The 15,859-nt window shown below is 56.5% G+C and carries 15 protein-coding genes and 2 pseudogenes; 16 read left to right on the forward strand and 1 reads right to left on the reverse strand.

The window, feature by feature from the left end; all coding sequences use genetic code 11:
• Nucleotides 1–55: 55 nt before the first annotated feature.
• The 11 genes from ndk (at nt 56) to pxpA (ending at nt 11,562) form a co-directional block, all read left to right on the forward strand.
• A complete protein-coding gene (gene ndk, locus M989_RS06585; protein ID WP_064543541.1) occupies nt 56–487 on the forward strand; it encodes a nucleoside-diphosphate kinase in 432 nt (143 codons plus the stop codon).
• A 167-nt stretch (nt 488–654) separates the two neighbouring features.
• The gene (rlmN, locus tag M989_RS06590; protein WP_064543543.1) at nt 655–1,821 is read left to right on the forward strand and encodes a dual-specificity RNA methyltransferase RlmN; all 1,167 of its coding nucleotides are present in this window, start codon (nt 655–657) and stop codon (nt 1,819–1,821) included.
• A gap of 278 nt (nt 1,822–2,099) precedes the next feature.
• On the forward strand, nt 2,100–3,125 hold the full coding sequence (gene rodZ / locus M989_RS06595; RefSeq protein WP_064543544.1) for a cytoskeleton protein RodZ: 1,026 nt from the start codon (nt 2,100–2,102) through the stop codon (nt 3,123–3,125).
• A 25-nt stretch (nt 3,126–3,150) separates the two neighbouring features.
• Complete coding sequence (ispG, locus tag M989_RS06600; RefSeq protein ID WP_064543546.1) at nt 3,151–4,269, forward strand: flavodoxin-dependent (E)-4-hydroxy-3-methylbut-2-enyl-diphosphate synthase; 1,119 nt, start codon at nt 3,151–3,153, stop codon at nt 4,267–4,269.
• Nucleotides 4,270–4,362: 93 nt separating this feature from the next.
• Entirely contained in the window at nt 4,363–5,637 is a 1,275-nt protein-coding gene (hisS, locus tag M989_RS06605; protein ID WP_064543549.1) for a histidine--tRNA ligase, read from the forward strand.
• 33 nt (nt 5,638–5,670) lie between these two features.
• Nucleotides 5,671–6,288, forward strand: a complete 618-nt coding sequence (locus tag M989_RS06610; RefSeq protein WP_064543551.1) for a YfgM family protein — start codon at nt 5,671–5,673, stop codon at nt 6,286–6,288.
• A 10-nt stretch (nt 6,289–6,298) separates the two neighbouring features.
• Nucleotides 6,299–7,477: an outer membrane protein assembly factor BamB gene (gene bamB / locus M989_RS06615; RefSeq protein ID WP_064543553.1), complete on the forward strand. Its 1,179-nt coding sequence runs from the start codon at nt 6,299–6,301 to the stop codon at nt 7,475–7,477.
• 86 nt (nt 7,478–7,563) lie between these two features.
• Nucleotides 7,564–9,042 carry a ribosome biogenesis GTPase Der gene (der, locus tag M989_RS06620; protein ID WP_064543555.1) on the forward strand — a complete coding sequence of 493 codons (1,479 nt, stop codon included), beginning with the start codon at nt 7,564–7,566 and terminating at the stop codon, nt 9,040–9,042.
• A gap of 210 nt (nt 9,043–9,252) precedes the next feature.
• Nucleotides 9,253–9,909 carry a 5-oxoprolinase subunit PxpB gene (gene pxpB / locus M989_RS06625; protein WP_064543672.1) on the forward strand — a complete coding sequence of 219 codons (657 nt, stop codon included), beginning with the start codon at nt 9,253–9,255 and terminating at the stop codon, nt 9,907–9,909.
• Nucleotides 9,903–10,835 carry a 5-oxoprolinase subunit PxpC gene (gene pxpC / locus M989_RS06630; RefSeq protein WP_064543557.1) on the forward strand — a complete coding sequence of 311 codons (933 nt, stop codon included), beginning with the start codon at nt 9,903–9,905 and terminating at the stop codon, nt 10,833–10,835. The genes pxpB and pxpC overlap by 7 nt, the downstream gene beginning before the upstream one ends.
• Nucleotides 10,825–11,562, forward strand: coding sequence for a 5-oxoprolinase subunit PxpA (gene pxpA, locus M989_RS06635; RefSeq protein WP_064543559.1), 738 nt, complete (start codon nt 10,825–10,827; stop codon nt 11,560–11,562). The genes pxpC and pxpA overlap by 11 nt, the downstream gene beginning before the upstream one ends.
• Nucleotides 11,563–11,601: 39 nt before the next feature.
• Here the strand turns inward: pxpA and M989_RS06640 are convergent, their stop codons facing one another.
• Nucleotides 11,602–12,150 carry a winged helix DNA-binding protein gene (locus M989_RS06640; RefSeq protein WP_064543561.1) on the reverse strand — a complete coding sequence of 183 codons (549 nt, stop codon included), beginning with the start codon at nt 12,148–12,150 and terminating at the stop codon, nt 11,602–11,604.
• Nucleotides 12,151–12,415: 265 nt separating this feature from the next.
• Between M989_RS06640 and M989_RS06645 the strand changes: the two genes are divergently transcribed.
• The 5 genes and pseudogenes from M989_RS06645 to M989_RS24455 form a co-directional block, all read left to right on the forward strand.
• Nucleotides 12,416–13,138, forward strand: coding sequence for a DUF969 domain-containing protein (locus tag M989_RS06645; RefSeq protein WP_064543563.1), 723 nt, complete (start codon nt 12,416–12,418; stop codon nt 13,136–13,138).
• A complete protein-coding gene (locus tag M989_RS06650; RefSeq protein WP_064543565.1) occupies nt 13,135–14,121 on the forward strand; it encodes a DUF979 domain-containing protein in 987 nt (328 codons plus the stop codon). Before M989_RS06645 ends, M989_RS06650 begins: the two co-directional genes overlap by 4 nt.
• A gap of 26 nt (nt 14,122–14,147) precedes the next feature.
• A complete protein-coding gene (locus M989_RS06655; RefSeq protein ID WP_064543568.1) occupies nt 14,148–15,143 on the forward strand; it encodes a DUF2891 domain-containing protein in 996 nt (331 codons plus the stop codon).
• A 174-nt stretch (nt 15,144–15,317) separates the two neighbouring features.
• A pseudogene (locus M989_RS06660) lies at nt 15,318–15,605 on the forward strand (CSS-motif domain-containing protein); the annotation flags it as partial.
• Nucleotides 15,601–15,771: pseudogene (locus M989_RS24455) on the forward strand (cyclic diguanylate phosphodiesterase); the annotation flags it as partial. The pseudogenes M989_RS06660 and M989_RS24455, both read left to right, overlap by 5 nt.
• Nucleotides 15,772–15,859 lie beyond the last annotated feature (88 nt).

Raw genomic sequence — 15,859 nt, forward strand, 5'->3', positions numbered from 1 at the left:
CCAGATCATACAACGCGTATGCACGACAACAGAATAAATTTTATTAGAGGTAATCATGGCTATTGAACGTACTTTTTCCATCATCAAACCAAACGCGGTGGCAAAAAACGTTATTGGCAGCATCTTCTCTCGCTTTGAAGCAGCAGGGTTTAAGATTGTTGGCACCAAAATGCTGCACCTGACCGTTGAACAGGCTCGCGGATTCTACGCTGAGCACGACGGTCGTCCGTTCTTCGATGGCCTGGTTGAATTCATGACTTCCGGCCCGATCGTGGTTTCCGTGCTGGAAGGCGAAAATGCCGTTCAGCGTCACCGCGACCTGCTGGGCGCAACTAACCCGGCTAACGCGCTGGCGGGCACGCTGCGCGCTGACTACGCGGACAGCTTCACCGAGAACGGTACCCACGGTTCCGACTCCGTTGAATCCGCTGCGCGTGAAATCGCCTTCTTCTTCGGCGAAGGCGAAGTGTGCCCACGTACCCGTTAAGGGGTCGTTTACACTTTATTTCGTGAATGCCGCGTGCAGACGTGGCATCCATGCGCCAGAATTTGTACAATGCAGCGCCCCCGGACGAGCAGACCGCTGTCCAGGGGCGCTTCTTTTTATCAACCCTCCAGGGGCCATAACGTGTAACAACGAGGCCGGAATAGAAAATGTCTGAACAAATTGTCACGCCTGAGAGCGCCATCCCGGCGGTTCCCAACAAAGATGGAAAAATTAACCTGCTGGATCTCAACCGTCAGCAGATGCGCGAGTTTTTTAAAAACTTAGGCGAAAAACCCTTCCGCGCCGACCAGGTGATGAAGTGGATGTACCACTACTGTTGCGACGACTTCGATGAAATGACCGACATCAACAAAGTCCTGCGCGGTAAGCTTAAAGAAGTCGCTGAAATTCGCGCGCCGGAAGTGGTTGAAGAGCAGCGTTCTTCGGACGGCACCATCAAATGGGCGATTGCCGTCGGCGATCAGCGCGTTGAAACCGTTTATATCCCGGAAGACGATCGTGCGACCCTGTGCGTCTCCTCACAGGTCGGCTGCGCGTTAGAGTGTAAATTCTGCTCTACGGCTCAGCAGGGCTTCAACCGCAACCTGCGGGTCTCGGAGATTATCGGCCAGGTGTGGCGCGCGGCGAAAATCGTCGGTGCGGTCAAAACCACCGGCGTACGTCCGATCACCAACGTGGTGATGATGGGGATGGGCGAACCGCTGCTGAACCTGACCAACGTGGTTCCGGCCATGGAAATCATGCTCGACGACTTTGGTTTTGGCCTGTCTAAACGTCGCGTGACGCTGTCTACCTCCGGCGTGGTGCCCGCGCTGGATAAACTGGGTGACATGATTGACGTTGCGCTGGCTATCTCTCTGCATGCGCCGAACGACACCATTCGTGATGAAATTGTACCGATCAACAAAAAGTACAATATCGCCACCTTCCTGGAGTCGGTTCGCGGCTACATTTCGAAGTCCAACGCCAACCAGGGCCGCGTGACCATCGAATACGTCATGCTGGATCATATCAACGACGGTACCGAGCACGCGCATGAGCTGGCTGAACTGCTGAAAGACACGCCGTGCAAAATCAACCTGATTCCGTGGAACCCGTTCCCGGGCGCGCCGTATGGTCGTAGCTCCAACAGCCGTATCGATCGCTTCTGTAAAGTGCTGATGGGTTATGGCTTTACCACCATTGTGCGTAAGACCCGCGGTGACGATATCGATGCCGCCTGCGGCCAGCTGGCCGGTGATGTTATTGACCGTACCAAACGTACCATGCGCAAGCGTATGCAGGGTGAATCTATCGCCGTGAAAGCGGTGTAATCCCGCGCCGCGTGCGCCAGAAATGGCGCACGCAGAGTTAAGTGCTTAAGGATTAGGCGAAACGTACTGATCTGGTTAATAATTACGGTGCGTTTAATCAAGTATTGAGGCAGTATGTAGCGTTACATCGACAGCGTGAATAGGGCTTTTGACGCTGTTTTGGAGTAGGGTATACCGGGCAGCTTGTCTGTCTGTTCGATAACACGACCGGATGTTTCGCGGTGCGAGAACGGCTTCGCATCAGAACCTTAAATTTCACGAATCAGCAGTTGTAGCGAATGAATACTGAAACCAACCACGACCAACAAGAAGCACAAACTACGGGTGTCCGTTTGCGTAATGCCCGTGAACAACTCGGACTCAGCCAGCAAGCCGTTGCAGAACGCTTGTGCCTGAAGGTTTCCACCGTTCGTGATATTGAAGAAGATAAGGCGCCTGCTGAACTCGCTTCAACATTCTTGCGTGGTTATATCCGCTCTTACGCTCGCCTCGTGCATATTCCTGAGGAAGAGCTGCTGCCGATGATGGAAAAGCAGGCTCCGGTCCGCGCAGCGAAAGTCGCGCCGATGCAGAGCTTCTCTCTGGGCAAACGTCGTAAAAAACGCGATGGCTGGCTGATGAGTTTTACCTGGCTGGTGCTGTTCGTGGTGGTGGGTTTAACCGTCGCCTGGTGGTGGCAGAACCACAAAGCGCAGCAGGAAGAAATCTCGACCATGGCTGACCAATCCTCCGTTGAGCTGAAGGCCAACGGCAGCGATTCACAAAATATTCCGCTGAATACGGGCGCAGATGCGACCTCGTCTCCGGCAACCACCGATACTGCCGCCGCGCCGAACTCCAGCGCCGCAGTACCGGCGGATACCTCCGCGCAGGCGCCGGCAGATGCCGCTGCGCCAGCCGCAACCGCCCAGAACAATGCCGTGGTAGCGCCGTCTCAGGCTAACGTCGATACGACTACCGCGCAGACCACCCCAGCACCGCAGACCGCGACCCCGGGCGCGCTGCCGACCGACCCGGCACAAACCGCCGCGCCGGTGGCTGACGCTAACGCGCTGGTTATGAACTTCTCCGCCGACTGCTGGCTGGAAGTGACCGACGCCACCGGTAAAAAACTGTTCAGCGGCCTGCAACGTAAAGGTGGCAATCTGAATCTGACCGGTCAGACGCCTTATAAGCTGAAAATTGGCGCACCGGCCGCAGTGCAGATCGAATTCCAGGGTAAACCGGTCGATCTGAGTCGTTTTATCAGAACTAACCAGGTTGCGCGCCTGACCGTGAGTGCTGAACAATCACCGGCACAATAACAGACGCGTAATGCGGGAGAAATAAATGAACAACCAGGCTCCTGGTCAACGTAGAAAATCCACACGCATTTACGTTGGGAACGTGCCGATCGGCGATGGGGCACCTATCGCCGTCCAGTCAATGACCAATACGCGCACGACGGATGTCGAGGCGACGGTTAATCAAATCAGAGCGTTAGAACGCGTAGGTGCGGACATTGTCCGCGTCTCCGTGCCGACGATGGACGCCGCAGAAGCGTTCAAGCTTATCAAACAGCAGGTGAACGTTCCGCTGGTCGCCGACATCCACTTTGACTACCGTATTGCGCTGAAAGTCGCGGAGTACGGCGTCGACTGCCTGCGTATTAACCCGGGCAACATCGGCAACGAAGAGCGTATCCGCATGGTTGTTGACTGTGCGCGCGATAAAAACATCCCGATCCGTATCGGCGTTAACGCCGGATCGCTGGAGAAAGATCTTCAGGAAAAATACGGCGAGCCAACCCCGCAGGCGCTGCTGGAATCGGCGATGCGCCATGTCGATCACCTCGATCGTCTGAACTTCGATCAGTTTAAAGTCAGCGTGAAGGCCTCAGACGTGTTCCTCGCGGTGGAATCCTATCGCCTGCTGGCCAAGCAGATCGATCAGCCGCTGCACCTCGGGATCACCGAAGCGGGCGGCGCGCGCAGCGGTGCGGTCAAGTCCGCCATCGGCCTCGGGCTGCTGCTGTCCGAAGGCATCGGCGACACGCTTCGCGTTTCGCTGGCAGCCGATCCGGTTGAAGAGATCAAAGTCGGTTTCGACATCCTGAAGTCCCTGCGCATCCGCGCGCGTGGTATTAACTTCATCGCTTGCCCAACCTGTTCCCGTCAGGAATTTGACGTTATCGGCACGGTGAACGCGCTGGAGCAACGGCTGGAAGATATCATCACCCCGATGGACGTCTCCATCATCGGCTGCGTGGTGAATGGCCCCGGCGAAGCGCTGGTATCGACGCTGGGGGTCACCGGCGGCAACAAGAAAAGCGGTCTGTATGAAGACGGCGTGCGTAAAGACCGCCTGGACAACGATGATATGATTAGCCAGCTTGAGGCCAGAATCCGCGCGAAAGCGTCGGTGCTGGATGAAGCCCGCCGTATCGACGTTCAGCAGGTTGAAAAATAACGAGATGGGAAGCCGCTTGCTTCCCGTGTATGATTGAACCCCGCAGGCGTGTTCTGCGCCGAGGGTTCATTTTTATATATAAAGAGAATTAACGTGGCAAAAAACATTCAAGCCATTCGCGGCATGAACGATTATCTGCCTGGCGAAACCGCCATCTGGCAGCGCATTGAAGGCACACTTAAGCAGGTGCTCGGCAGCTACGGTTACAGCGAAATCCGTTTGCCGATTGTAGAGCAGACCCCGTTGTTCAAGCGCGCAATTGGTGAAGTCACCGACGTGGTTGAAAAAGAGATGTATACCTTCGAAGACCGCAATGGCGATAGCCTGACGCTGCGTCCGGAAGGTACTGCGGGCTGCGTACGCGCCGGCATCGAACATGGTCTTCTGTACAATCAGGAGCAACGTCTGTGGTACATCGGGCCGATGTTCCGCCACGAGCGTCCGCAGAAAGGCCGTTACCGCCAGTTCCATCAGCTGGGGGCAGAGGTGTTTGGTCTGCAGGGGCCGGATATTGACGCGGAGCTGATCATGCTGACCGCGCGCTGGTGGCGTGCGCTGGGCATTGCTGAACACGTTAATCTGGAACTGAACTCCATCGGTTCTTTGGAAGCGCGCGCGAATTATCGCGACGCGCTGGTTGCCTTCCTCGAGCAACACGTTGAAGTGTTAGATGAAGACTGCAAGCGCCGTATGTACAGCAACCCGCTGCGCGTGCTGGATTCCAAAAACCCGGACGTACAGGCGCTGTTAAACGATGCGCCGAAGCTTGGCGACTACCTGGATGAAGAGTCCCGCGAGCACTTTGCTGGCCTGTGCGCACAGCTGGATGCCGCCGGTATTGCCTATACCGTGAACCAGCGTCTGGTACGCGGTCTGGATTACTATAACCGCACCGTATTTGAGTGGGTCACCAACAGCCTGGGCTCACAGGGTACCGTCTGCGCGGGTGGCCGTTACGATGGTCTGGTTGAGCAACTGGGCGGTCGTGCGACCCCGGCCGTGGGCTTCGCCATGGGCCTGGAACGACTTGTTTTATTAGTTCAGGCAGTTAATCCGGAATTTAAAGCCGATCCTGTTGTCGATATATACCTGGTCGCCTCAGGTACCGGAACTCAGTCAGCCGCAATGGGCCTGGCCGAGCAGGTGCGTGATGCGTTACCGGGCGTGAAGCTGATGACGAACCACGGCGGCGGCAACTTTAAGAAGCAGTTTGCCCGCGCGGATAAATGGGGTGCTCGTATTGCCCTGGTTCTGGGTGAGTCTGAGGTTGAGCAAGCCACCGTTGTCGTGAAGGATTTGCGCTCTGGCGAGCAGACAACCGTAACGCAGGAAGGCGTTGCCGCGCATTTGCGCACTATTCTGGGTTAATCTCCAGGACATCATTATCAGGAGAAGGGCTGCGTGGAAATTCATAACGAAAACGATCAGGTTGAAGCGATTAAAAACTTCTTTGCCGAAAATGGCAAAGCGCTGGCCGTTGGGGTAATTTTGGGGATCGGTGCGCTGGTTGGCTGGCGCTACTGGAACTCTCATCAGGTAGACTCGGCCCGGGAATCTTCCATGGCCTACGAAAATGCCGTTTCTTCTCTTAGCTCAGGGAAACCGGAAGCGCTGGCCTCGGCAGAGAAATTCGCCGCCGAGACCAAAAACACCTACGGGTCGTTTGCTTCTCTGGAACTGGCGCAGGTCTTCGTTGATAAAAACGATTTGGCACAGGCGGAAAAGCAGCTGCAACAAGGGCTGGCCGCCGCTTCTGATGACAACCTGAAGTCGGTTATCAACCTGCGTCTGGCGCGCGTTCAGCTGCAAATGAAGCAGGCTGATGCGGCGCTGAAAACGCTGGAAGGCGTGAAGGGCGAAGGCTGGACGGCGATTGTTGCTGATTTACGCGGAGAAATCCTGCTCAGTAAAGGTGACAAGCAGGGCGCGCGTGCAGCGTGGGAAGCTGGCGCTAAGAGCGATGCATCTCCGGCGCTCAGTGAAATGATGCGCATGAAAATTAATAATTTGTCCGTCTGAGAGGGACCCGATGCAATTGCGTAAACTACTTTTGCCAGGACTGCTTTCTGTCACTCTGTTGAGTGGTTGTTCATTGTTCAGCGGCGAAGAAGACGTTGTGAAAATGTCTCCGCTGCCAACCGTAGAGAACCAGTTTACTCCGTCTACCGCCTGGGACGTTTCCGTCGGTAGCGGGATTGGCGATTTTTACTCCAACCTGCATCCGGCCTATGCGGATAGCGTGGTGTATGCCGCCGACCGTAAAGGCACCGTGAAAGCGGTGAATGCGGACGATGGTAAAGAAGTCTGGTCCGTGAATCTGGCGGAAAAAGACGGCTGGTTCTCCCGTAAACCGGCGCTGCTCTCCGGCGGCCTGACCGTTTCCGGCGGCCACGTGTACGTTGGCAGCGAAAAAGCGCAGGTTTATGCGCTGGACGCGGGCGACGGTTCTATCGTCTGGCAGACCACCGCGGCGGGTGAGGTGCTGTCTCGTCCAACCGCGAGTGATGGCCTGGTGCTGGTTCATACCAGTAACGGCCAGCTGCAGGCGCTGGATGAAAACAGTGGCGTCGTGAAGTGGACGGTGAACCTGGATATGCCAGCGCTCTCTCTGCGCGGCGAATCTGCTCCGGCTGTGGCCTACGGCGCGGCGATTGTCGGCGGTGACAACGGTCGCGTGAGCGCGGTTCTGATGCAGCAAGGCCAGCTGATTTGGCAGCAGCGTATTTCCCAGGCGACCGGCACGACTGAAATTGACCGTTTGAGCGACGTGGATACCACGCCGGTCATCGTTAATGGTGTAGTTTACGCCTTAGCCTACAATGGTAACCTGACGGCGCTGGATCTGCGCAGCGGACAGATTCTGTGGAAACGCGAGCTGGGCTCGGTGAATGATTTCATCGTTGACGGCAACCGCATCTACATCGTCGATCAGAATGACCGTATTCTGGCGCTGACCACCGACGGCGGCGTGACCCTGTGGACGCAGAGCGATCTGCTGCACCGTCTGCTGACCGCTCCGGCGCTGTATAATGGCAGCCTGGTTGTCGGCGATAGCGAAGGCTACATGCACTGGGTTAACCCGGAAGACGGGCGCTTCGAAGCGCAGCAGAAAGTTGACAGCTCCGGCTTCCTGACCGAACCGGTGATTGCCGACGGTAAACTGCTGATTCAGGCAAAAGACGGCACGGTTTACGCGATTACGCGTTAATTTCGGCTGTCGTAACGCTATTGGCGGCTCCTGTTTAATCAGGGGCCGTTTGCTATTTTTAGATTTTGAGTAAATGAGGCTTTAACATGGTACCTGTGGTCGCGCTTGTCGGGCGCCCTAATGTTGGAAAATCCACGCTCTTTAACCGCCTGACGCGCACTCGTGATGCGCTGGTTGCGGATTTCCCGGGTCTGACTCGTGACCGTAAGTACGGTCGTGCTGAAGTTGAAGGGCGTGAATTTATCTGTATCGATACCGGCGGTATCGACGGCACGGAAGAAGGCGTGGAAACGCGCATGGCGGAACAGTCGCTGCTGGCGATTGAAGAAGCCGACGTCGTGCTGTTTATGGTTGATGCGCGCGCCGGGCTGATGCCGGCGGATGAAGGCATCGCTAAGCATCTGCGTTCCCGTGAAAAACCGACCTTCCTGGTGGCGAACAAAACCGACGGTATCGATCCGGATCAGGCAGTGGCTGATTTCTGGTCTTTGGGTCTCGGCGACATTCATCCGATCGCCGCCTCCCACGGTCGCGGTGTCACCAGCTTGCTGGAGCAGGTTCTGCTGCCGTTCGTTGACGACGTTAACCCGCCGGAAGAGGTGGACGAAGACGCCGAATACTGGGCGAAATTTGAAGCCGAGCAGAACGGTGAAGCGCCTGAAGAGCCGGAAGACGACTTCAATCCGCAGGATCTGCCGATTAAAATCGCGATCGTTGGCCGCCCGAACGTAGGTAAGTCAACGCTAACTAACCGTATCCTCGGCGAAGACCGCGTGGTGGTCTATGACATGCCGGGCACCACCCGTGACAGCATCTATATCCCGATGGAGCGCGATGAGCGTGAATATGTGCTCATCGACACCGCCGGGGTACGTAAGCGCGGTAAAGTGACCGATACGGTAGAGAAATTCTCGGTTATCAAAACGCTGCAGGCCATTGAAGACGCGAACGTCTGCCTGCTGGTGATTGATGCGCGTGAAGGCATTTCCGATCAGGATCTGTCTCTGCTGGGCTTTATCCTCAATAGTGGGCGCTCACTGGTCATCGTCGTCAACAAGTGGGACGGCCTGAGCATGGAAGTGAAAGAGCAGGTGAAAGAGACCCTCGACTACCGTCTGGGCTTTATCGACTTTGCGCGCGTGCACTTCATCTCTGCGCTGCACGGCAGCGGTGTTGGTAACCTGTTTGAATCTATTCGTGAAGCTTATGACAGCTCCACACGCCGCGTGGGTACCGCGATGCTGACTCGCATCATGACCATGGCGTCTGAAGACCACCAGCCGCCGCTGGTGCGCGGTCGTCGCGTGAAGCTGAAATACGCCCACGCCGGTGGCTATAACCCGCCGATTGTGGTGATTCACGGTAACCAGGTAAAAGATCTGCCGGATTCTTACAAGCGCTATCTGATGAACTACTTCCGCAAATCGCTGGACGTGATGGGCACGCCTATCCGCATTCAGTTCAAGGAAGGCGAGAACCCGTATGCCAACAAGCGCAATACCTTGACGCCGACCCAGATGCGTAAACGTAAGCGTTTGATTAAACACATTAAGAAAAGCAAGTAAGCGTTCACGTTAAGCGTAAATTTGCCGAATACTCCGGGCCCGCTTTTGCGGGCTTTTTTATTGCCCGTCGTTCAGATAACCAGGTTCGCTCGTACAGATCCAAACTGAAGACATTGACACATTTGCATTATTGCTGAATTGTAAATGGAAATGGTGGCTGAGTTTAACATCCATCGGCCTCTGCAACCCAGCATGAGTAAAGGTGAAAACGTGCAGCGAGCGCGGTGTTATCTGTTAGGAGAAAGCGCGGTGGTTCTGGAGCTGGAACCGCCGCTGACGCTGGAAAGCCAGCAACGGATTTGGGGGCTGGCGCAACGTCTGGCGGGAGTGCCCGAAGTGGTTGAAGTGATTCCGGGGATGAACAATATCACCGTGATGCTTCGTAACCCGGCGTCGTTAGCGCTGGATGCCATCGAGCGTTTACAGCGCTGGTGGGAAGAGAGCGAAGCGGTGACTCTGGACTCACGGCAGATAGAGATTCCGGTGATTTATGGCGGTGAGCACGGCCCTGATTTAGCGGATGTGGCGCGGCATACTGGCCTGAGTGAACAGCAGGTGGTTGAACGCCACGCGTCAGCGGACTACATCACCTACTTTATCGGCTTCCAGCCTGGTTTCCCCTATCTTGGCGGCCTGCCAACCGAACTGGCGACGCCGCGACGGGCGGAACCGCGCCTTGCCGTACCCGCGGGCTCCGTAGGGATTGGCGGCAGTCAGACGGGGATCTATCCGCTGCCGACCCCCGGTGGCTGGCAAATCATTGGCCGCACCGATTTGCGCCTGTTCGACCCGCAGCGAGAGCCAGCCACGCTATTGCAGCCCGGTGACCGGGTTCGTTTTGTGCCGTCTAAGGAGGGCGTGTGTTAGAGATTATTCGCGCAGGGATGAGTACCACCTTGCAGGACGGCGGGCGACACGGCCTTCGACAGTCGGGGATTAGCCGCTGCGGGGCGATGGATTCTGCGGCATTGCGCATTGCTAATCTGCTGGTCGGTAACGCCACCGATAGCGCCGTACTGGAAATCACGCTGGGGCAGTGTGCCTTTGTTTTTCATCGCGACGGCTGGTTTGCTCTTGCGGGCGCGGACTGCGCGGCCACCCTCGACGGTCAGCCGGCGTGGTCCGGCTGGCGTTGGCCGGTGCGCGCGGGCCAGCGCCTCAAGCTGGCGTTGCCAAAACGCGGTATGCGCAGCTATCTGGCAGTGGCCGGTGGTTTTGATGTGCCTTGCATGATGGGCTCTTACAGTACCGACTTAAAGGCCGGGTTTGGTGGTTTTGAGGGGAGAAGCCTGCAAGAGGGCGATTGCCTGCCGCTGCGCCCGACAACGCGCGAATTCCGCCAGCGTCGCGGGGTACGCCAGTTGCAGTGGGGCAACCGCGTGCGAGCTTTACCGGGGCCGGAATACCATGAGTTTTCCGCCGCGGCGCACGAGTCCTTCTGGCGCGCGCCATGGAAGCTCAGCCCGCAGAGCAATCGCATGGGCTACCGCATGCAAGGCCAGACGCTGGAGCGTACAGAGTCTCGGGAGATGTTTTCCCACGGCCTGCTACCCGGCGTGGTACAGGTGCCGCATAACGGACAACCGATTGTACTGATGAATGACGCGCAAACGACCGGCGGCTATCCGCGCATTGCCTGCGTGATTGAGGCGGACATGTACAATCTGGCCCAAATCCGACTCGGTGAAACGGTTCACTTTGACCTTTGCACGCTGGAAGAGGCGCTGGCGGCGCGAGCCCAGCAGCAGCGTTATTTTGCACAACTGGAATGGCGGTTGAACGATGAAGATTGACCTGAACGCCGATCTCGGCGAAGGCTGTGAGAACGACAGCGCGCTAATGCCGCTGATTACGTCGGCCAACATAGCCTGTGGATTCCATGCCGGTGACGCGCAGACCATGCGCCAAAGCGTACTGCTCGCGCTGAAGTATGGCGTGGCGATTGGCGCACACCCGAGTTTCCCCGATCGGGAAAACTTTGGCCGTACTGCGATGCAGCTACCGCCTGATGTGGTCTATGCGCAGACGCTGTATCAGATTGGCTCGCTGGCGGCGATCGTCCGCGCCGAAGGCGGTGAGCTGATGCACGTTAAACCTCACGGCATGCTATACAACCAGGCAGCGAAAGAGCCGCTGCTGGCGGATGCTATCGCCAGAGCGGTGCACAATGTTGAACCGTCTCTTATCCTGGTGGGGTTAGCCGGTAGTGAGCTCATTCGCGCAGGTATACATCATGGGCTGGCCACTCGGGAAGAGGTGTTTGCCGATCGCGGCTATCTGGCGGACGGCTCGCTGGTGCCGCGCAGCGAGCCCGGCGCGCTGATTCACGATGAAGATGAGGCGGTGGCCCGCACGCTGGAAATGGTGCTGAACCGCCGGGTGATGAGCCGCGATGGCGTCTGGGCAGAGGTGAATGCCCAGACGGTGTGTCTGCACGGTGATGGCCCACAGGCGCTGGCGTTTGCCCGTCGGCTGCGCGAAGCGTTCGACGCCCGGCAGATTGCCGTAAGCGCCGACTGAGTTTCCTTCGCTCGTCGTCCGTCTCCGGCGAGCGCCTTGCTACAGCGACGCCGCCGCCCGCGCGGCGGTGTCGTACAGCGACGAGATGGTCCGCAGCAACTGGGCGGTCTCGCCAATCGAGTGTCCCGGAATACCGCTCTCCACCTGAATCGAAATCAGACACGCTTCACGCACGTCGCGGTATTTCATGCACAGCGCTTTCCCTTCTTCCGTGGTGTAGAAATAGAGCTCCTTACCCACTTTCTCACTGGTCACGTACCCCGCTTTGACCAGCTTTTTCAGCGCATAGGTCACCACGTGGGTATCTTCTACGTTCAGCACAAAGCAGATGTCGACCAGCTTCTTTTTGCGATCGCGGTGGTTCACGTGATGCAGGAGCGACACATCAAATGCCCCCATATCCGGCTCGCCCGCTGCGGTCATACAGCGCACCATCCATTTATTGAACGCGTTACTGGTCATGATCAGCGCGTATTCCAGCTCTGATAATTCCGCACAGCGCTCGGAAATCAGATGGCGCGAGGAGACGATCCGGCTTTCGTTGATATCGTTATTTGTGGCAGGTGTGGCCGATTTTTTCGAGGTCATAACTGTCCTTACGCAATTGTGACTATTCGCAAAGAATGTAAATGAAAAGAGATAATATAAGAACGTTTTATTGATAAATTGTTTACATATTATCACCGTTCGGATATAGATTTTTGATACAGACCGATGACGCATACGTAGATTTACGCGGTCTGATGACACAACACAACATCGTTCGCCGCAATGCCGCACGCTTCACCTTGAGGTGACGCGATAAAAAAGAGCCTTCGGCGTGCAACGCACACTTTGGATAGGGTAAACGTTTATGGACGGTACGACACTGATGCCGCTTATCGGGATTCCGGTGGTGGTAATTGGCTTTGCGCTGCGCTTTAACCCGCTGCTGGTGGTGGTTGTCGCCGGTCTGGCGACCGGACTGCTGGTCGGCATGGATTTCGGCATGCTGCTGGAAACCTTCGGCGAAAAGTTTGTGAATAGCCGCTCGCTGGCGACTTTCATTCTGATTCTGCCGGTGATTGGCCTGCTGGAATACTACGGTCTGAAGGAGCGCGCGCAGGCCTGGGTGGCAAAAATTGCCAGCGCCACCTCGGCACGTATTTTGATGCTCTACTTTGTGGCGCGTGAAGGTACGGCCGCGCTGGGGCTGATGTCGCTGGGTGGTCATGCGCAAACCGTACGTCCGCTGCTGGCGCCCATGGCGGAAGGGGCGGCGTTAAATGAATACGGCGAACTGCCGCAGCACATCCGCGATAAAATCAAAGCGCACGCCGCCGCCTGCGATAACATTGCCGTTTTCTTCGGTGAAGATATTTTTATTGCCTTCGGCGCGGTGTTGCTGATTGACGCCTTCCTCAAAGAGAACGGGATTAGCGGGATTGAACCGCTGCATATTGGCCTGTGGGCTATTCCGACCGCCATATCCGCGCTGATTATCCATATGATTCGCCTGCTGCGTCTGGACGCCAGCATCCGCCGTGACGTGATGGCGTGGCGCGACGCCCAGAGCACGAAGGCGGTGACGCCATGAGTACACTTATCACCATCAACCGTGTTTACTACCTGATCGGTTTTGTCGTGATGCTGCTGGTTATCATGACGCTACGCGACCGCGGCAACCCGAAACGTTTTACTACCGCGCTATTTTGGTTTCTGTTTGGCGGGATTTTTCTGTTTGGCGATCTGATGGTCCAGGAGTTAGGGAAATCGCTGGCCTATCGCATTATCGGCGGAGCGGTAATTGTCATCGCGCTGTTGGCGGGCTGCGGGTTAGTTGGCAAAGGCGAATACAAAATGTCGAGCGAAAGCGAGCGCGTTGCCTCGTCCAACAGACTGAAAAACTGGCTCTTCTTACCAGCATTGATGATTCCGGTCGTGACGGTCATCGGCACGCTGTTCCTGAAAGGTGTATCGATTGGCGGTGTCTACCTGCTTGACCAGAAACAGCTGACGCTGGCGGCACTGTGCGTGGCCTGCGTGGCGGCCATTCTGACCGGCTGGTGGTTGACGCGCGGTACGCCGCTGCATGCCATTCGTCAGTCTCGCCGTCTGGTGGACACCATCGGTTGGGCGGTAATTTTGCCGCAGATGCTGGCTATGCTGGGCGGCGTATTTGTGGTCGCGGATACCGGCGAATCGGTGCAGAAGGTGGTGAGCCTGTTTGTGAACCCGGATAACCGCTTCATGTTGGTGGTCATTTACTGCGTCGGCATGGCGCTGTTTACCATGATCATGGGCAACGCGTTTGCCGCGTTCCCGGTACTGAGCGCCGGTATTGCGCTGCCGTTCCTGATTCATCTTCACCACGGTAACCCGGCGCCGCTGCTGGCGATTGGGATGTATGCCGGTTACTGCGGCACGCTGATGACGCCGATGGCCGCCAACTTCAATATCGTGCCCGCGGCGCTGCTTGAGCTGAAAGATAAGTATCAGGTGATTAAGGTTCAGATCCCCACGGCGCTGCCGCTGCTGGTGGTGAACGTCTTTTTAATGTACTTCCTCGTGTTTCGCTAAGCGCGGTGACTTTTTCAGGAGCTGTTATGGAATTAACGCAACATCAGGCTGACGCTTTCGCCCGTATGCCTTTGACCTATTTGCGCCAGGAATATCCAAACCACATCATGCATCTGCTGAATGATGATGGCGACGTTCTGTCGCCCCGCACGCTGCACCCGGTATTTTATGGCTGCTTCGACTGGCACTCGGCGGTGCACGGTTACTGGCTGCTGCTGCGCTGTGTGCGCCTTTATCCGCAACTACCGTGCCGCGATGAAATCATCGCGTTGTTTGACGAGCACCTCACCGAGGAAAACGTCGCGCAGGAGCTGGCCTATTTTACCGCGCCGTTCCGTGCCTCGTTTGAGCGTCCTTACGGCTACGGCTGGCTGCTGGCATTGGCACAGGAGCTAAAACAGGCTTCTCTGCCACAGGCGGCGCGTTGGTTTGCGACACTTGAGCCGCTGACGCAGGATATTCGCAGCCGTCTTATCGACTATCTCAGCAAGCTGACCTACCCGATTCGCGTCGGGACGCACTACAACACCGCTTTCGCGCTGGCGCTGGGGCTCGACTACGCTCGAGCGCTGGCCGATAAACCGCTGGAGACGGCCATTCTCAATGCGGCTAACCGTTTTTACGTCGCCGATACGCACTACCCGGCGCACTATGAACCGGGCGGCGACGAATATATTTCGGGCGCGCTAACGGAAGCGCTGCTGATGAGCAAAGTGGCGGGGAATTTCCCGGCGTGGTTCGATGCCTTCCTGCCGGAAGTGGCATCGGTATCGGCGCTGATGAACCCGGCAGAAGTGAGCGACCGTACCGACCCGAAAATTGCGCATCTGGACGGCCTGAATCTCAGCCGCGCCTGGTGTATGAAGCATATTGCGCGCGCCTTGCCGGAGGATCATCCTGCGCAAAAAGCGCTGGGCGATGCCGTGGCGCGCCATCTCTCCGCCAGCGTTGAGCATGTGGTTGGTAGCCACTACAGCGGCGGCCACTGGCTGGCAAGTTTCGCATTGTTGGCCCTGGAGTAAGCTTCTTAAGGTACTCCGGTGTCGCCGGGGTACCTTTTCCCATCAAGGGAAATGGCAAAATGTTATTGGGCTAATGGCGATTTCTGCTCCTCTCGACCATCCTTTCTTTATTCGCGTACTTGCGCGATTCCATATCCGCCGCCAGAAATACATCTCTTTGCCCAGGACATGATAATGCGTAACGCGCTTCTTCCTGTCATTGCCGCCGTGTGCCTGTTTCTGGTCGGTGTTGTTATTTTGAATACCCAGCTGTGGTACTCCTCTCGCGCGGAAAGTCTGGGCGGTGCCCGATATGCCGCCAATAATATTAACCTTATTCTCGATGAAGCTTTCCGGGCAACCCGCGTTGCCATCAATATTGCGGCCAAGGGATGTAATATTGATGGGCAATACCAGCTCGGCACGGAAGCGGCCTTGCAGCCACATTTGCGCACGATCGCTATTGTTAAGAATGGTGCTCTCGCTGAGCATCGTGCCTGAAGGTGTCGAAACCAAAGAACAACTCGACTATCTCAACAAAAACGACATTACGTTCCAGCAGGGTTACTATTTTTATAAGCCGGTGAAATTCACTGAATTGATCAAAATTCTGCTGTCTAAACCGAAAGTGAAGGTGATTGTTGAGTAATTCGCCGTGCGTATGAAAACGCACGTTGACCTGATAGCGCGTAACGTAGGATAGTCACCGTTTTGCCCGTCTTTATTCCAGGAGCTGT

Origin of the sequence: Kluyvera georgiana ATCC 51603 (assembly GCF_001654985.1) — a bacterium.
In the GTDB taxonomy this organism is placed as follows: domain Bacteria; phylum Pseudomonadota; class Gammaproteobacteria; order Enterobacterales; family Enterobacteriaceae; genus Kluyvera; species Kluyvera georgiana.